Genomic DNA, 17,128 nt, shown 5'->3' with positions numbered 1-17,128 from the left:
CATAAATATAAAGAACGATGAAGAAACTATATACTTATATCATAGGAGCCCTGCTCTCGCTGTCTGTTACCAGCTGTAACAGTCTGTTTGACGACGCGCCCATGAACCAGATTTCAGAGAAAGATGTCTGGACCAACTCCATGCTGCTCGATGAATATGTAAACACGTGGTACCGCAACATGAACAGCGGTTTCAATAACTTTATCTTCACCTCGTCTGGATTCGGCTCCATGTCGCGCTATTTCCTTCCCTGGCTTGGTGACCAGATTACCATCAGCAAGAAAGACTGGCTCAACTCAGGCTATAGCGATATGCTCAAAGGCAATGAGAAGACGCTGACCGACTATGCAGAGAATCTGTGGACAAACGACTACACACAGATACAGTATATCAACGCCTTCTTTGAGAATAGCAACCGCATTAGCGATGCTACCCTGCGTGAGCGCATCAATGGCGAGGCCCATTTCTTCCGTGCGTACTATTATTATATGCTGTGGCGTAGTTTTGGTGGTGTACCTCTCATTGACCACACTATCGACCCCTTGAAGAATGCGGAGCGCACGCCTCGTGCCAGCTATACGGAGATGCTTGATTTCATTGTGAAGGAGGCCGACGAAGCAGCACGTATCCTCCCTGTCACGCAATCATCCTCTGAAGCAGGTCGCGTGACGCGTGGTGCCGCCCTTATGCTCAAGGCAAAAGCTTATCTCTGGGCTGCCAGCGAGGTTTATCAGGACAATTCAAAGTCATACCTAGGCTTCACAGACAACCAGCGTCAGAACATGCTGGAGAAAGCCAAGACAGCCTACGAAGACCTCTTTGCCCTCAACGCCTACGAGTTGATTCCTATCGCAGCCACTACACAAGATGGCATTAAGAACGAGTATCGTCAGATATTCCTCACCAAGAATAGCAAGGAGAGCATCCTGGAGGTACAGCATTCTGATGATGGCGACTATGCCAACAAGTTCGGACACCGTCTGGACCGCTATGCCGCACCCCCATCACTCACGGGCACCTATTGTGCATATACTCCCACGCATAACCATGTGCTGGAATACGGCATGCGCGATGGTGCCGTTTACGATGCCAACCATCCCTACGACAATCTGGACTATCGTTTCTATGCCAACATCCTCTATGACGGCTCTGTATATAAAGGTCAGACGCTCAACATGCACACCACCGACGGCGTAGCAGGAGCCGACCTCCAGCCCTACGGCACATCTACCACAGCCGGCTACACCCTTACAGGCTATTACATGGGTAAGTTTGTTGACGAGACACAGGCAATCGACAATAACGACACCTATGCCTCTAAGCAGAACTATATCATCTGGCGACTGGCAGAGGCCAAGCTCGACTATGCCGAAGTGCTGTTCAATCTGGGCTATACAGAGGAAGCACGTGTGCAGGTCAACGATATCCGTCAGCGTGTCCACATGGACGCTCTGCCCACTATCACCATCGACCAGATTCTCAATGAGCGTCGTGTGGAACTGGCATTCGAGGAGAGCACCTATTGGGATATGTTCCGTCTGGGCACCGTCTATCAGAAGCGCAATGGCTCTACCAATCCTCTGAAGAAAATAACCATCACGGTGACTAAAGGCACCACGAAGTATCAAGTTAGCAACATTGACCGTCGTGCCAGTGCCAATTACATCTTCCAGCTCAAGCAGTACTACCTGCCTATCCCCTGGAGCGAGGTGAAGTATCAGCAGTTCGACCAGAACCCTGACTGGAATGAGATTTAATATTTGAAATTTTCAATAATAACAAAAAAGGATAATAAAAAAGGATTATGAAAAAGATTGTTACACTTGCCATGCTGGCCGTTGCAACGATGAGTGCCAGCGCTCAGGAAACCTTCAACCTGTTCTCACCAGCCGACTGCGATGCAGATGGTTGGCTCTGGTTGAACACACAAGAGAAGATTGACAGATACGTTGGTAAGATCAACGAAGATGCTTACACCGTTGACCCCAACGGCAAAGTGATTCAGCTGGCTTTTGCCAATATCAACCCTGACTACACAGAGACCTATGCTGATCCTGAAGCATACGGTGTTGACACACAAGGAAACACAATCCTTGACGAGGGCGTCAACAAGGATGAGTGCATCAAGGGCGCTATCGTACTTGCTCCTGCCAGTGCCATGATGGCTACGAATGGTGGTTGCTTGGTACTCAACTTGCCTTCATGCGCTACCATCGACCTGATGCTTTCTTCCGAAGCACGTATGTTGGGACGTACCTTGATGCTTTCGTCCACTAATGGTATCGATAATGATAACAGTACTGGTGAGAATCCCTGGACTGGCGACACGAAGTCTATCTATGCCAAAGCATCTGTGCTTGGTTCACTTCATGGCGCAGGACAGTGGAAGTGGGAAGGCGTTGAGTCATTGAACAATGGTTTCAACAATGATATAACCTTCAAAAGCGAGAGCCCTGTTTACTTCGCATTGCAGAACTGCCACAAATACCCTATCTACGTCCATGCTATCCGCATCACCACTCCTAAGCAGGAGACTGTAGGTATTCAGGAGACTATTACAAACAAGCAGGAGCGCAACGCCTACTACAACCTGGCTGGTCAGCGTATGACTTCACCTGTTAAGGGTATCAACATCATTGCAGGTAAGAAGGTGATTATGTAAGCAACACATCTTTAATAGATACAAAAAGAAATGCCCTGGCGTCATCATGACTGCCAGGGCATTTTGTATTCAGCTACCTGAAAGGTTATTTTCTCATCAGTTTGCCATCCATGATGTACAAGCCCTTGCGAGGAGCGGCGATGCGCTGTCCCTTCAGGTTATACACCACACCAGTCTTACGACCTGTTGCTACGGTATTGATACCATTTGCGACAACAGGCGTAACCTTTGCCAGCGTAGTCTTGATAGCAGTGGTCAACTTAGGCAGAGCCACAGTATTCTGCAAGGTAGCATAAACAGAATCATTCTGTGCCTTGATAAAGGTATAGACACCATTCTCTACGGTATAGTCAGTACCCTCTACCAGTTCTGTGCCATCCTTCTGGAACCATTTGATAGTAGAAGCATTCTCGCCCAGAATAGCCTGTTCAGAGAGGTCGATGCTCTCGTTGATAGCGTCAGCGATAACCATATCCTGCATAGAAGCAGCGGTAAGCGAAGTGATTGTAGAACTATTGGTCAATGCATAGAGAGAAGCCAGTGTGAACTTGTTGCCTGTAACATTCAAAGTCTTTACTGCTGTAGGCAGCTTCACCTCGGTCAGGTTGTTATTCAAGAGAAGCAAAGAGCCAGTAGACAAACCTGTAAGTGCTGTCACATCAAGTGTCTCCAGCTTATTATTGTTCAGCGAGATATAGATCTTGGCAGTGGTGTTCTCACCAAAGTTAACTGCAGTCAGGCCATTACCCAAGAGGTAGACGTTCTTCAGAGACAGGTTCTTTGAGAGATCGATAGTCTGAATCTTATTGTTGTTAGCCTTGAGTGTAGTCAACTTAGTATTCTTCGACAGGTCGAGTGATGTAAGATTACCATCTGCGGTGCAGTTAGCATCAAAAGTTGTCAGTTCTGTGTTGGCGCTGAGGTCAATCGTCTCAAAATTGTTTACGCCAATAGTCAGTTTATCAAGAGCTGCGAGCTTAGAGAGATCCAGAGCAGTCAGGTTATTCTGATGCAGATCGAGCTCAGTAATGGTTGTAGCCTTGCTCAGGTCAATAGCAGTTATACCATTCTCTACCTTGCCGTCAACCATCTTGGTGAAGCTCTGCAAGTAATTGATGCCCTCACCATAGATCTTCACCTCGCCAGAAGGTGTGCCAGTGAACTCCAGCGCATTGTCCCAACCGTCATAGGCTGCAGTAGCCTCTTGCTCTACCTTCTCGCCGTTACCCCAATCAATCTGTACCTTGCCGGCTGCATTCAAGCCAATGGTGATGGTACGCTCTACGGCAGGAGCTGTCAACGTGATTGCAGGCTCCTGCGCCTTTGCCCCTCCAACGAAAACAGAGAGCAAAGTAATCATAAGTAATACTTTTTCCTTCATAATGGTGTTTTTATAACAATTATTTTAAATAATGGCTGCAAAAGTAATAAAAATGCACGAAAAACCCACATAAAAAATAATAATTATTATATTTTTATTAAAAAAACTGACCACGAACAATCAAGATGTTCAAAAAAAGATATACCTTTGCATGCCGAAAGAGAAACTATGATTAAATACAACATGATAAAAAGATTTTTTCAGGTCATTACGGCCATCCTTCTACTCTTGGTTCCCACAACGACGCAGGCCTTCGACAAGAACACAGGTGATTTGCAGAACCTGGTGTGCTTTGTGCGCTTTGCCGATGAAGATGAGGTGAACACTGAGACTGAGCGTCGCGCCTTCGATCAGAGCGTGACCACCTATCAGCAGTTGTTCAATGACGAGACGAGTGGAGCCAATTCCGTATTCAACTATTTCCGCGTGGCCAGCTATGGTCAACTGTCATGGCGCAGCACGTTCTACCCTGTTCAGCAGGGCGAGAACATCACGTCTATGCAGGTAGCCCATACGCGTACCTATTATCAACAGAAGTCAAGCGTAGCACCCGATGGCTATGAGGACGACACAGAGAAAGCCAACCGTGAGCTGACGCTTGTCACAGAGATTTGCAACAAACTGAACAACGCCCTTGATGACGGTGTAATGATAGACCAGAATAACGATGGCATCGTGGACAACCTTACCATCGTATTGAGTAATGGTTCTGAGATTGGCAACAAGCACCTGTTGTGGCCTCACCGTTCTGACCTGGCACTGCCTGACGACAAGGCAGTACGCATCAAAGGCAAAAAGATGACCAGCTACCTCATGGTGTTCGACTATGCCAATGGCTATGGCTCACAGTTCAACCCACTGAAACTGAATACAGGAACACTCTGCCACGAGATGTCTCACTCGCTGGGCACCTACGACCTCTATCATGTCAACGACAAATTGAATCCTGTTGGCGTGTGGGACCTGATGAGCGACAATCAGATGCAAGCCCAACAGATGACGGTCTATACCAAGTGGCGCTATTGCAAGTGGATTGACGAGATTCCTGAGATCAAGGCTCACGGCACCTATACGCTTCATCCTGTAGAGAGCGACACAAAGGACAATATCGCCTATAAGATTCACCCCGTAGGACGTGACGAATACTTCGTCCTGGAATATCGTCGCAAGGCGGGCTTCGACAGCATTCTGCCTGCCGAGGGTCTGCTCGTTTATCGTATCAATCCCGCCTATACAGGTGGTAATGTCAACTACAACGGCACCACCCGTCTGGACGAGCAATATATCTTCCGTCCTGGTGGCACCACAACGGCCGACGGCACCATCTCCCAGGCTACGCTGAGTGCCGAGAGTGGTCGCACAGGCATCGGAGGTGCTGCTACCCTGCAGCCTTTCTATAGCGATGGTACGAAGGCCAACTTCGCCATTGCCAACGTGTCAACCTGTGGCGAGACCATCTCTTTCGACCTTCTGGAGAGTAACAAGCAGTTGATTCTCTCTCAGGAGTCGTTCACCCTGAAAGGACAGGCTAATGCTGCTGCCAGCCTCACCATCGCCTCTGACGATGACTGGACCATTACTGGCGTGCCTGCATGGCTCACCGTGACACCTGTATCTGGTAATGCCGGCACCACTACCGTAAGCCTCACAGCCAATAGCGACAACACCACGGGTGCTACTCGCGAGGCTACGCTAATCGTGACCAGCAACAGCGATGCCGCTCTTAACAAGTCGTTCACCATTGCCCAGGAACAGCAGACGGGTAATGTGATTCTCTCTGATAATTTCGAGAACACGCAGAATCCTCTCGGCTGGGTTATCGAGAACGAGGGCGAGAGCGGCAAGGGATGGCAATATACTGAGGGCACCACCAATGGAAAGGCCAAGAAGATGGTGAATAGCGGTACGCACGCCATGTCTATGCTCGAGACCTTCTCTGAGGAGATCCATCAGGATGCCAAGCTCACCTCTCCCACCTTTGCCAATGGCACGCTGCTGACATTCTATTCACACACCAATGGTGGCAACGCCACGCCTAAGCAGCCCCCCCTCTATCTTGTTGAGGTGAGCAGCGACAATGGCAACTCATGGACCTCGCTCTTTAATGTGCTGGGCGATTATCCTCGCGATGCAGAAGGAAAGACCGTTACACCAGCCTCTGGCTATCAGAAGATAGTGCTCGACCTGACACCCTATCAGTCAGAGACCATGAAGATTCGTTTCCATTGTTACGACACCACCAACGAAGGTCTGCAGTACTGGTGGCAGATTGACGATGTAGAGATTACGGGTGTTACCGATGCTTCTGGCATCACGCTGTCATCCATCACCCGTCAGTCAGCACCCATCTACGACCTGCAGGGACGTCGTCTCAGCAAGAAGCCGTCCAAGGGTGCCTTTGTGAGCAACGGAAAGATATACCTGAGATAACTATTTCATATCAGCAATGAAGATAGAAAATAAAATCACCGAACAGCCTTCACGCTACGATCACCTGGAACAGATGTCGGTAGCTGAGTTGCTCCAACATATCAACGAAGAGGATATGCTGGTGGCAGAGGCTGTACACAAGGCTATGCCGCAGATTCAGGCTTTGGTGGAAGCTATTGAGCCAAGGATGAAACGTGGAGGCCGACTCTTCTATGTGGGCGCAGGCACCAGCGGCCGTCTGGGTGTGCTCGATGCCAGCGAACTGCCTCCTACCTTTGGTGTGCCAGAAGACTGGGTGATTGGACTCATTGCTGGTGGCGACAAGGCGTTACGCCACGCCGTAGAAAACGCTGAAGATATTGCTGAACAAGGTTGGAAGGACCTCGCGTCTTTCCAGCCTACAGCAGACGACACCGTGATAGGCATTGCCGCTTCCGGCACCACGCCTTATGTCATAGGTGCCGTTCGTGAAGCCCGTCAGCACGGACTGCTTACTGGTTGCATCACCAGCAACCCAGAAACGCCCCTTGCCTCGGCCGTTGCTTTTCCCATTGAAACGATTGTAGGCCCTGAGTTCGTCACAGGCTCCAGTCGTATGAAAAGCGGCACAGCACAAAAGATGGTGCTCAACATGATTTCCACCACGCTGATGATACGCATGGGACGTGTAGAGGGTAACCGCATGGTGAAGATGCAGCTCACAAATGCCAAGCTCGTAGACCGCGGCACCCGCATGATTCAGGAGTCGCTTGGCATCTCCTATGAAGAAGCCGAACGCCGTCTGCTGGAGGCAGGCAGCGTGGATGGCGTATTAAACAATAAATAAACAGAAGAACTGTTCGAGATACTGAACGAGCGACTGAACAATTGCCGTAATCAAGTTGCCTTGTAAGATATTTTTTAATATCCCTAAAATCCCCCTAAAACACCCCTAAAATTTTGAGTTAACTAAAATCATGATTTGATTTAACTCGATTGATGATTTTAGTTAACTCAAACGATTAAATTAGTTAACTGGCCATTTTTAAGGCCCGTAATTTTGTTTACTTTTTTATTTACTTGATCTCATGGCCGTTACTTCAATAATTGCAATACAGTTTCTGGCGACACCTCCATCTTCGTAACAGCACACATGCCTGCGCCCATATCCTTCACGCTGGCACCAAGCAGATAGACATCATCGTCGATAATCAAAAATCTATCATGGTTCCTTTGTGGCAATTGTATGAACTTAATTTCACGATACTGCTCATTATGCTTCTTCAGATCCACCAGGAACGGCTCGTAATAGCGGCTATTAATCATAGCTTCCACATCATCAGCTCGCTTATCCAAAAGCGAAAGCACTCGATCGTCTACATAGTTATCTATCAGCACTATGCGCTGCTTAGCACTCCTCACTAAGTCAGATACGTACGTCCATGCATCCCACTGCAACCAGTGGCAAAAATCTGCTCTGGCAGGAGTTTGGGCGATTGTTCGTCCATTCTGTTGAGAATCTTGTCGATCTTCTCGTCAGTCTCTATCTGTTGTCTTTCCAGATGAGCGATTCGCATCAGTATGCCAGCATTCTGAACCATAAAACGTCGCATAGCCACGAAAGCATTCATAATAGTAATGCTCCTTTCTATAGCAATTTTACTATGCACAACGCTTGAAAGTTGTCCTATTCCCTGCTCTGTAAAAGCATAAGGTAAGGTGGGACGAAACTTCAAAGACTGGAGGTGGTCACAATTTGCAACCACCTCGCCAACTTCTTCTTTTGTCAATTCAAAACGAAAAGACTCAGGAAACCTTTCAATATTACGCTTTGCCTGTTGATTAAGACGTTTTGTCGTTACTCCATAAAGCCTTGCAATATCTTGGTCTATAAGCACTTGCTCACCTCTTACTGTAACAATTAGCTTCTCAATATCATATTGACTGAGATTGGTTTCTTGAAGGTTATCACAATTTGCAACCACCTCCTTGGACTGGTCGCATTTTGCGACCAGTTCCTTTTTATGATTCTTTTTATTTGTATTGTTTACCATTGATTAATCTATTTTCAAGTGCAAAAGCTGAAAGACTGGCCACAGTCAATAATAAGGATAATAACAGTTTCATATCTTTTTTTTCGTATATTTCGCCTTGACTACCTTGTATGAGTTTCGAGTCAGTTCCTTCAGCAGATCATCAGGGGCTGTCGTTGGATTAATGCCTATCCAGTGTTTGGGTGATTCGTTGTACGGGTTCCCGATACACTCATACTGTGCCTTAAGATCTTCAATGCGTTCTGGCTGGCATTTCAGCGAGATAACGGAGAAATCATTGCAATCGAAGAATGAGAACATGTGTCCTGCTACGTAAAACACCAATACTCCCTCTCCGTTCTTGAACTTCTGAAAAGGCAGTTTCTCTTCTATGTCTTCGCCTAACGACAGGCAATACTCGCGATAGTCTTCTATATTCATTTCGGCTTAGCATTTCGATAATCGGCAATGGGGGCTATCTGTAGCGGATGACGGTCTGGAATCTCGTAAGTCAGCCCCTGCTGATGCAGCTCGTCGAGGAACGTATCAAGATATACATCGGTTGCAAAACGCTGCATGAAACTGATGCTGAAAACACCTGCGGCAGCACTTACTTCCACTACAATCATATAGGCAGAGTCGGTCTCCGTGCGCATCTCCCTGATATATTGTTCGGCAGCACCAAGACCAGCCTTCCCTACATAGCTGAACATGCATGAACCGTACTGCTGGCTCAGTTGGTTTGTCGGAGCAAAGGCCTGATAGCGGGCTTGAAGCGTGGGCAGCTGTTCCACCCTTTCCATCCGGTCTTGGGTCTGCCAGAAATAGTCTTGCAGGTTGTCTGGATAAGTCTGCTCGGCTATCATCTTGCGGAAAGCTGCTATCTGAGTATCAAAGTCCGCCTGCCGCATATCTTGCCCCAGTGGCAGGAACAGTCCGCCTACTTGTGAATGGTGTGCCGCAGTGGTTCCGAGTGTCTTTCTCAAATCAACTGCTACTGTAACGGTTGGTGCCAGAGGCGCACTCTCTGGATGCAGACGAGCGATGGCTCTTGCCAGAAGCAGGGTTAGGAAAGAAGTAGGCGTGGCACCGCATGCCCGCACACGCTTCATCATCTGCTCCTCAGAGATGCGTATCTGTACCACTTCTTTCTTATCAGCAAGGGGTACGATGGCATCGGTGGCCAGATTGATAACCTTAGGACGTTCAGGCAGCTGCTGCGGGTGGATGCTCGTTGGTCTTGGCAGTGTGGCAGGATCAGTCCACTCTGCCTCGTCGATGATGTCACCTGCCACCCAGACTCCTGCAGGGTCTAACTCACTATCGTAGCGTCGCCGGCAGTATTCATAGAGCAATGTCTTGAGGATGCGATAGGCGGCAGTCCCGTCGATGAGCGCATGAAAGAAATCCAATGCCACGCAATCGTCCCACCATGAAAAAGCCATCAGATGTTCGTTGGCTTCTTCACTGCACAAACATACCGGCTGTCGGCAGCCATTGACTTTCCAAGGCTGTGGATTGTCGTGATAGACATAGTGCTCGTTGCCGTCAGCATCGCGTTCGACACCAAGTTTGACACACAGGTAAGGGTATCTCGTCTGTGCTGCTGCCACTGCTTCTTCGAGCAGATGCCCGTCCACGCCATCCCTCATCTGCAGGATGATGCGCACTGTCATAGGGTACTCGTCATCGGCCCTATTCAAGTAGAAACGCTCAATATATAATCTTTTCATCTGTCGGTTTGGATTTGCCAAGGTCTATTTGCTTTGTCTGAACAGCCAGTCGCGAACTGCGGCACATCACTCCTACTGCCAGCAAAAACATTACTTTCTTCATACTCTTAATCCCTGCATTATAGCCGCCCCTTATCAAGGGGCTCTAAACTACCAAGACCTTTTTACTTAAACAATGTTGCAAAATTAGTCATTTCTGATAAATTCTGAGGTTTTATGAGTAATTTTGTGGCTGTTTTTGAGAATAATTAAGGTATGTCGGAGCAGCAGCGGACACCAGGTGTTCCTAGATCTGGCATCGTCAATTGCAAACAATTTATCTCACTTCGTCAGTTATAATTTCTCTTAACTGGTTCTTCAATGTGAAAGAATACATGACTTTACTTAGTGGTGTACTCTTTCCGCCACTAAGTAACTTCCAACCATTAAATTCTCGAATGAGGCCTAGATTCACACTCTTTTCCAAAGATGTTTTCGTTACCGTTTGGTTCTCCTTAACTTCTGTCTGTATAAATTGCGCCAAAGCATTAAACACTTCATCACGATGAAATTTTAAAGCATGAACCAATGGTATCAACTCTGAAACGACATTATTGTCAGCATCAAGAATCTTTCCTTTTGATACATCAACATTATTTCCATCAGAGCCATAATATTGAGTAACAATATTCATAATAGAATCCTCGTCTATAAAAGATGTATACCATACGATTTTTCCATTTTCATTGATTCCAATTTTTTCATATTTCACAGACCGCATATCTGGAGCTAAGCGTCCTTTGATTACACATTCAAGTTCAAGGTTCTTGTCTACGAATTCTGGTTTTAGTGCGATATTTACCTCTTCCGTTCCACCAGAGGCAACACTGGGGTAAATAATACCATCATAATGAATTTCATATTTGTTTCCAGCTGAATCTTTGGCAAAACCATTAGCAGAATAAATACAATTCGCAATATACGAAGAGCCTAGATACTTTCCAATCTCTTCAGTTGACATCATTATATAGCCTAAACGTTTCAAATAAACTCCTAATTCGCTATTAACGATATTAGGTTCTGTTATCGTGAAGATGCTATTAGGCTCATTATCTGTATTAATTCCCCATGCAGGTATTGTACGATACAAACAAAGATTTGAATTAGGCTTGAGTTTCCATTTCGCCATATATGCCTCATCGCCTATATTACTGTCTTTACTAATCTCCTTGAAATTAGTCTTCATTTGCTCAGATGCATAGAAGATAGACTGCCCCTTATAGTTAGCCCTTCCCATTTTTGGCAGTCCATCTTTGTTCAACACAAGGGGAACATAAGAAAACGTTGCAGGGCTTGACAAATCTTCTTTTTTCCCAACATCATCAGCAAGCCTACCTCTATATAGGCTCATTGAGTCATTGAAGACAAGTGGAGCACTAAGGATAATTTGAATTGGATTTCCTTTGTACTCTTTTTCAAACTCAATTTTACTAAGAGTTTTGGAATTGCCAAGAACTCTGTCCAGTAATTCTAAATACTGTTTCATAAAAATAATAATGTTTTAATGCTTCGAGGCCATAATGGCCTCATATAAGTCATCTAACCTTATATACACATTGGCCCAATAGTCTTTAGGGACTTCATAAGTCGTTTTAGCATAGTATAGAACCGTTATGTCATGTTCTTTGCAAAGATCATATTTTAGTCTGTCTTTCTTTTGTCGAACTTTTAAATCTTCATATCTTCCTCTTTCTGCGAAGTGTTGAGCACCTTGACACTCTATTGCAACATGATATTGGGGAATATAAATATCAAGTGGCATTGTTCTTGTCGTTTTGAGCCAAGGGAATTGTGCTTGTGTTTCAAATTCTACATCAAGATGAGTTTGAAGGAAAACCTGAACTTGAGTTTCCAAAATTGATGTTGAACAATCAGGGCATCCCTTGCCACGTAAATGTTCCACCGGAATCATATCAAAATCACCATGTTCTTTACATGTGATAGAAACTTTTGTTCCACAATCTTTGTATCTAACATGCTCATAAGAGTATCTGTCACCATGTACTTCTTTTGCCTCTTCAATAAAGGATTCTGTTGTACGTAATCTTCCAATACATCTAGGGCATCCCTGTCCTCTAAGATGTTTTATTGGAGTTTGAGAAAATTCTTTATTGTGCCGCTTGCAAATAAAAGTTACAGGTGTATTAAGATTTACGTATTGTGATTTTACATATCTGTAGTCAAAGTCATCATCGTGAATTAAATGCGCTAGGCGCAAAAACTCTTCGACGCCATAAGCTATGCCTGCAGGTTTCCCTGCAAGGAGTCTATTACTCCTCTCTCGCTTTAATGCTTGTCTCTCTCTAAAAGTCTTGCGCTCTGCCAATGCAACATCTCTTCTTTTCTCGTAATCTGTTAGTTTGTCCAAATCGCAAATTGGACACCCCTTTCCGTTGAGATGGGTTTGAGGAAGCATCTCAAAAACAAAATCGTGTTTAGGACATCTAATTTTGAGTTTTTTCTTGTATGAAGCATATTTGGTATAGGAGTAGTCGAACAGATCCCCATGTATCTCACGAGCTTTATCTATAAACTCGGCCGTAGTCATTTTTCTTATAGCTTTCGCTACTGATTCTTTTGCGCATTCTTTACAACCACCATTATCTGTAAGCAAATGGTAAAATGGTGTGGTTTGGAAATATCCATGCTCATTGCAATAAATGATGATGGGTTTTTCATACCCTACATATTCGATTTTTGAATAGTCAAAGCCGTTCCCATATTTGTTCTTTGCCCTTATTAAAAACTCATCTTTGCTAATTTTCCGGCTATTCTGGCAATGTTCACGAGCACATTTTGGGCAACCATAATCAGAATTTAAATGGGCCTGCGGTGACATCTTTACTCTGCCATGCCCATTTATAGGACAGATTATTTCAATACTAGTATTTTGATTGACATACTTTGTACATGAATAATTAAACTTTTCACCAAACCTTACTTTTGATCTACGGATAAATTCTTCTGTTGACAAAGCCCTTTTCTTTCGACTTTTTTCCTTCCCAATTTCTTGGCATTTTGGGCATCCTTCTCTTTTCATAACAACATGGCAGAAGGGAGTTTGTTCAAATAGTTCATCATGTTCAATACACCTAATCAGTACTTTATTCTTGGAATTGGTATATACCACATGTGAATAATCATAGCGATTACCCCATATTAATTTAGCATCTTTAATGAACTGTTCATTTGTCTTTCTTCTCATAGCCTAACTTTTTTGCAAAGATACAAAATATAAATGGAGAATCACTAGTGTCCGGTAATATTTTTTAGAACGTTAACTAAATACTTAATTATCAATGAGATACAGCGATTTTAAAATTTTCCGATTTGATTTTGTATCTTTGTACTGTCTCATATATAAGATAGCACAGGATATGAATGCCGGAAATACTGTATTCTCGCAACTGATGTCTCTCATCCCTAACTACGAGCTCAGGAAAGATGGCAGGGGACTGACACCTGCCATCACAGTCTTCTGTCATCACATCAGATGTTTTACTTACTAAATAAGAGTGGAATACTTTGCGGTCGCGAATTGCGACCGCAAAAGACTTGAAATCACAATCTGTGACATCAAGTGACTCCTAAAAACCTCTGCATTCATCCATTTGCGAACTATACTATTCAATAATCAGAAAAGTGCGATGTGAATCGAAGATTTGTGGAAGATAAATTTGGAAGTATCATTCTTTTGTCGTATTTTTGCAGAAAATATGAAAGATAATCGTCATGAAAAAGAGTAAACCATATCCACGTATTGAGGAAGAGGACGGCAGTTGCATGAAAGCCTCTGAGGCCGCTGTGGCATTTGCAGAGCCTGAAGTACTGGCAATTCCTGAAGATATGGATTATGCAAATATCGTGGACGGCGTATTGCAGGTGACTCCAGATATTGAGGAGGAAATAGCTGCCGTAGATCGTGGCGAGACAGTTTCGATGGGTGAATTCAAAACGATGTTTGCGAAATGGCTCTAACGATTGAGTTCAGTCGTCGCAGCACGACCCAGCTACAGAAGATACTAGAAGTACATAGGGGGCGGTCGAGTGTCCCCAGGTGTTCTAAAAACTGCTCTGGCAATAAAAAACCGCCCGCAGTCTCTATAGACGCGGGCGGCACACTAACTAACTAAAAATCTTTTCATCAAAAAAAACTACTAACCAATCCTAACTATTTAACAATAACCTTCTTTCCATTGACGATATACAGGCCTTTAGCAGGATGAGCAACGCGCTGACCAGCGAGGTTGAAGTACTGGCTGTTGGCAGTTTGCTCTTGGCTCTTTGCTACATTGGCAATGCCAGTAGCATCGGTACGGATGACGATGCCAGGACACTTAGTCTGAATGGCTGTCCAGTCCTCGTCCCAACGGCCAGCTTCTGAGACGTCGAGAACAGTAGCTGTAGAAGCCAGTTTCTTAGCCAGCAGAGCATAGTCGTCGTAAGCCTCCGGATGCCAGTCGCCATCCCATGTACACTGATAGGTGCCCTTGCCAATGACACCAGTCACCTTGACTTCACCTGTCAGCGAATTGTCGGCACATGCAAGAATACCCTTGCCATTCACCATCGTACCCTCAAATTTGATATCATCGACATAGAAGGTTTTACCTTCACCTTGAGGCGTCTTTTCAAAAGGCCAGATAGCCAGCACATTATTACCATTATCCGTAACCTTTTCGTTGTCAGGACCGGCAGCGAACTCATAAACCATAACCTGCCATCCGTCACCACCATTGTACCATGCTATACGCTCAGCATTATAGGCACCATCCTTACCCTCAAGCTGTACCAGTACATTGTGTGCATCAGTCATTTTCAGGCGCATGGTCAAACGGCGCAGTGCCTTGAAGTCTACATCGCCAACAGGCAGTGCTGCGTTGTGGTGCTCGTCGTTCCAGCCACCAGGGTTAGCCTTCAGCGTGAACTTCATTATCTTGTTGCCATCTTCTTCTACTACAGTAGGATCTGCACGGTTCCAGAAACCACCGTCCGAACCGACTTCCTTGTCCGTTCCGTCCCAGAGAACTACCTGTGCGTTACAAACTGTTGCTGCGAAGAGCATTGCGAGTAAAAATACTTTTTTCATAAGCGTTGTTGTTTTAGAGTTAATATTGTTTTTGGTTGCTGCAAAATTAGTATCAAATTACAATAAGTACTATCAATAATGTTTCATAGAATAAAAAAAAAACGTTCAGGGTAACATTTTTACGCCACCTTGAACGTTTTTTCTTATTTGTCGCAAATAATCTCTTACTGCTGACTGATCTTCAAGTCGCTAATGGTGATGTTACCACCATAGTTGTTGATGCTCCAGCAGTTTTTCTGGATGCCATAGATGCGGTTGGTGTAGCAGACGTTGTCGTTGATGTACATCACACAAACGGAGTTGTCGGTGTAGATATCAATCTGATAGGTATTATCCTCAGGACGTGGAACCTCGTAGCCATCGATTGCCTCGATGAAGCCCTTGCCTTCCTCGCCCTCCTGCTCGAAGTTCACCTTGCGCTTTTCGCCACCGGCCTCGGGGTTTACCATCAGCGTATAGTACTTCTTGGCATCGACACTGCGAACCAGCGAGATGCCGAATCTGTCGGCATTGCCTTCGGTCTTCACCGTCATGCTGATGTGGTTGCAGGTGCCCAGTCGGCCGAACATCACATAGGCGCCTTCGCCAGTGAGCTGACTATTGGCGTAACCATTGCTAGCCACCACCTGAAGCGCCTGCTGCTTGTTGTACTTGGCTGCCATGGCAGGCACCTCGCCGAGTGAGATGGTACCGTCTTCGTGCTGGATAATCTTGTGGCAAACCAGCGCACCACCCCAGTTTGGCTCGCCGCCAGCACCCACATTGACATTCTTGGCATCGATATCTGCGCCAGAACGGTATGGGCACCATCCCCAAATATAACGGTCGGTGCCGTTTGAGGCCGTCTTGCCGGCATAGAAACCACGACTGTCGAGCACGCCTTCCTTATAGTCGGGCCACACCTTGGGGTCGTTGAGGCAAGTCTTCAGCTCGTCCCAGCTCTTGGCCTTGACATACTTCACCTTGCGGCTCCAGTTGACTGCCTGTCCCTCGCTGAACACGAGATACCACCAGTCGCCCATCTTAAACACATCGGGGCATTCGCACATGCGCTCCCACACCATGTTGAACTGACCGACGTGCTCCCAGTTCTTCATATCGGCAGACTTGAAGTCGGCGAACTTGGGATCGCCACCGTAGGAAGGTTTGGTAGAGATGACCATGTGATAGAGACCGTCGTCGGCCACGAAGATCTGTGGGTCGCGGAAGTCCCAGCCAGAATAGCCATAGTCGGAACCATGGAGCTGCCAAAGATTGTCGCGCGTCCAGGTCTTGAAGTCGGGTGATGTGGCACGCATTACCACCTGGCGATCCTTACAGTCGGCGTTCTCGCCAGTGTAGTAAATATAGTACAGACCTTCACTCTCGTTATAATAACAGCAGCCAGTGCCAAGCGCAGCATCCTGCTGATAGTCGTTGCTACCTACTGCCAGCACCTCGCCAATCGACTGATAGTTACATCCATCGGTGGTCTGAACGCCCCAATAGGGGTGGAAACAATACTTGGCATTGTCATCATAGTCTTGCAGATAGAGCACCTTGAAGTTGCCTGCCTTCTGGTCGTAGAACGGCATGGGGTCGCCTACGCGTCCAAGTGCGGGCTTAAAGTAGGTCAAAAAAGCATCTTCGTCAACAGGCGAATAACGCTCTTCGCTGCTATTCCAGTCCTTGCCGGGATCGCCTATAATCTTGTCGTCAGAGCAGGAAAAGAGTGCAATGGCCGCCAAGCAAAAACTCATCACTGTCATTGTGTGGGACAATTTTTTTATGCTTTTAGTGTTC

General features: G+C 45.9%; 15 protein-coding genes. 6 read left to right on the top strand and 9 right to left on the bottom strand.

Going from position 1 to position 17,128, the window contains the following annotated elements:
* Positions 1-17: 17 nt before the first annotated feature.
* A complete protein-coding gene (locus tag L6468_RS03125) occupies positions 18-1,757 on the top strand; it encodes a RagB/SusD family nutrient uptake outer membrane protein (RefSeq protein ID WP_237795119.1) in 1,740 nt (579 codons plus the stop codon).
* 47 nt (positions 1,758-1,804) lie between these two features.
* The gene (locus tag L6468_RS03120; RefSeq protein WP_237795112.1) at positions 1,805-2,662 is read left to right on the top strand and encodes a T9SS C-terminal target domain-containing protein; all 858 of its coding nucleotides are present in this window, start codon (positions 1,805-1,807) and stop codon (positions 2,660-2,662) included.
* An 85-nt stretch (positions 2,663-2,747) separates the two neighbouring features.
* On the opposite strand, the gene L6468_RS03115 is transcribed toward L6468_RS03120, so the two are convergent.
* Complete coding sequence (locus L6468_RS03115) at positions 2,748-4,043, bottom strand: leucine-rich repeat domain-containing protein (protein ID WP_237795110.1); 1,296 nt, start codon at positions 4,041-4,043, stop codon at positions 2,748-2,750.
* Between the two features lie 183 nt (positions 4,044-4,226).
* Here L6468_RS03115 and L6468_RS03110 point away from each other — a divergent pair, with 183 nt between their 5' ends.
* Both L6468_RS03110 and murQ read left to right on the top strand, forming a co-directional pair.
* Positions 4,227-6,473, top strand: a complete 2,247-nt coding sequence (locus L6468_RS03110) for a M6 family metalloprotease domain-containing protein (RefSeq protein WP_237795108.1) — start codon at positions 4,227-4,229, stop codon at positions 6,471-6,473.
* Between the two features lie 16 nt (positions 6,474-6,489).
* Positions 6,490-7,299, top strand: coding sequence for an N-acetylmuramic acid 6-phosphate etherase (gene murQ / locus L6468_RS03105; RefSeq protein WP_237795101.1), 810 nt, complete (start codon positions 6,490-6,492; stop codon positions 7,297-7,299).
* A 248-nt stretch (positions 7,300-7,547) separates the two neighbouring features.
* On the opposite strand, the gene L6468_RS03100 is transcribed toward murQ, so the two are convergent.
* The 6 genes from L6468_RS03100 to L6468_RS03075 form a co-directional block, all read right to left on the bottom strand.
* Positions 7,548-7,874: a hypothetical protein gene (locus L6468_RS03100; protein ID WP_237795094.1), complete on the bottom strand. Its 327-nt coding sequence runs from the start codon at positions 7,872-7,874 to the stop codon at positions 7,548-7,550.
* Complete coding sequence (locus L6468_RS03095; RefSeq protein ID WP_237795092.1) at positions 7,874-8,506, bottom strand: ORF6N domain-containing protein; 633 nt, start codon at positions 8,504-8,506, stop codon at positions 7,874-7,876. Before L6468_RS03095 ends, L6468_RS03100 begins: the two co-directional genes overlap by 1 nt.
* 69 nt (positions 8,507-8,575) lie before the next feature.
* Complete coding sequence (locus L6468_RS03090) at positions 8,576-8,926, bottom strand: MmcQ/YjbR family DNA-binding protein (RefSeq protein WP_237795090.1); 351 nt, start codon at positions 8,924-8,926, stop codon at positions 8,576-8,578.
* On the bottom strand, positions 8,923-10,218 hold the full coding sequence (locus L6468_RS03085) for a hypothetical protein (RefSeq protein ID WP_237795088.1): 1,296 nt from the start codon (positions 10,216-10,218) through the stop codon (positions 8,923-8,925). Before L6468_RS03085 ends, L6468_RS03090 begins: the two co-directional genes overlap by 4 nt.
* Before the next feature lie 316 nt (positions 10,219-10,534).
* A complete protein-coding gene (locus L6468_RS03080; RefSeq protein WP_237795086.1) occupies positions 10,535-11,743 on the bottom strand; it encodes an RES domain-containing protein in 1,209 nt (402 codons plus the stop codon).
* Positions 11,744-11,758: 15 nt separating this feature from the next.
* Positions 11,759-13,462, bottom strand: coding sequence for a DUF723 domain-containing protein (locus L6468_RS03075; protein WP_237795084.1), 1,704 nt, complete (start codon positions 13,460-13,462; stop codon positions 11,759-11,761).
* A 172-nt stretch (positions 13,463-13,634) separates the two neighbouring features.
* Here L6468_RS03075 and L6468_RS03070 point away from each other — a divergent pair, with 172 nt between their 5' ends.
* Positions 13,635-13,766 (top strand): DUF4372 domain-containing protein, encoded by a 132-nt coding sequence (locus L6468_RS03070; protein WP_237795082.1) that lies wholly within the window; start codon positions 13,635-13,637, stop codon positions 13,764-13,766.
* A 223-nt stretch (positions 13,767-13,989) separates the two neighbouring features.
* Positions 13,990-14,235, top strand: a complete 246-nt coding sequence (locus L6468_RS03065; RefSeq protein WP_237795080.1) for a hypothetical protein — start codon at positions 13,990-13,992, stop codon at positions 14,233-14,235.
* 193 nt (positions 14,236-14,428) lie between these two features.
* Here the strand turns inward: L6468_RS03065 and L6468_RS03060 are convergent, their stop codons facing one another.
* Both L6468_RS03060 and L6468_RS03055 read right to left on the bottom strand, forming a co-directional pair.
* Positions 14,429-15,346: a hypothetical protein gene (locus tag L6468_RS03060; RefSeq protein WP_143005690.1), complete on the bottom strand. Its 918-nt coding sequence runs from the start codon at positions 15,344-15,346 to the stop codon at positions 14,429-14,431.
* A gap of 164 nt (positions 15,347-15,510) precedes the next feature.
* Complete coding sequence (locus L6468_RS03055; protein WP_237795078.1) at positions 15,511-17,094, bottom strand: glycoside hydrolase family 32 protein; 1,584 nt, start codon at positions 17,092-17,094, stop codon at positions 15,511-15,513.
* Positions 17,095-17,128 lie beyond the last annotated feature (34 nt).

Origin of the sequence: Prevotella communis (genome assembly GCF_022024115.1) — a bacterium.
In the GTDB taxonomy this organism is placed as follows: Bacteria; Bacteroidota; Bacteroidia; order Bacteroidales; family Bacteroidaceae; genus Prevotella; species Prevotella communis.
This window is presented reverse-complemented; position numbering and strand designations above follow the sequence as displayed.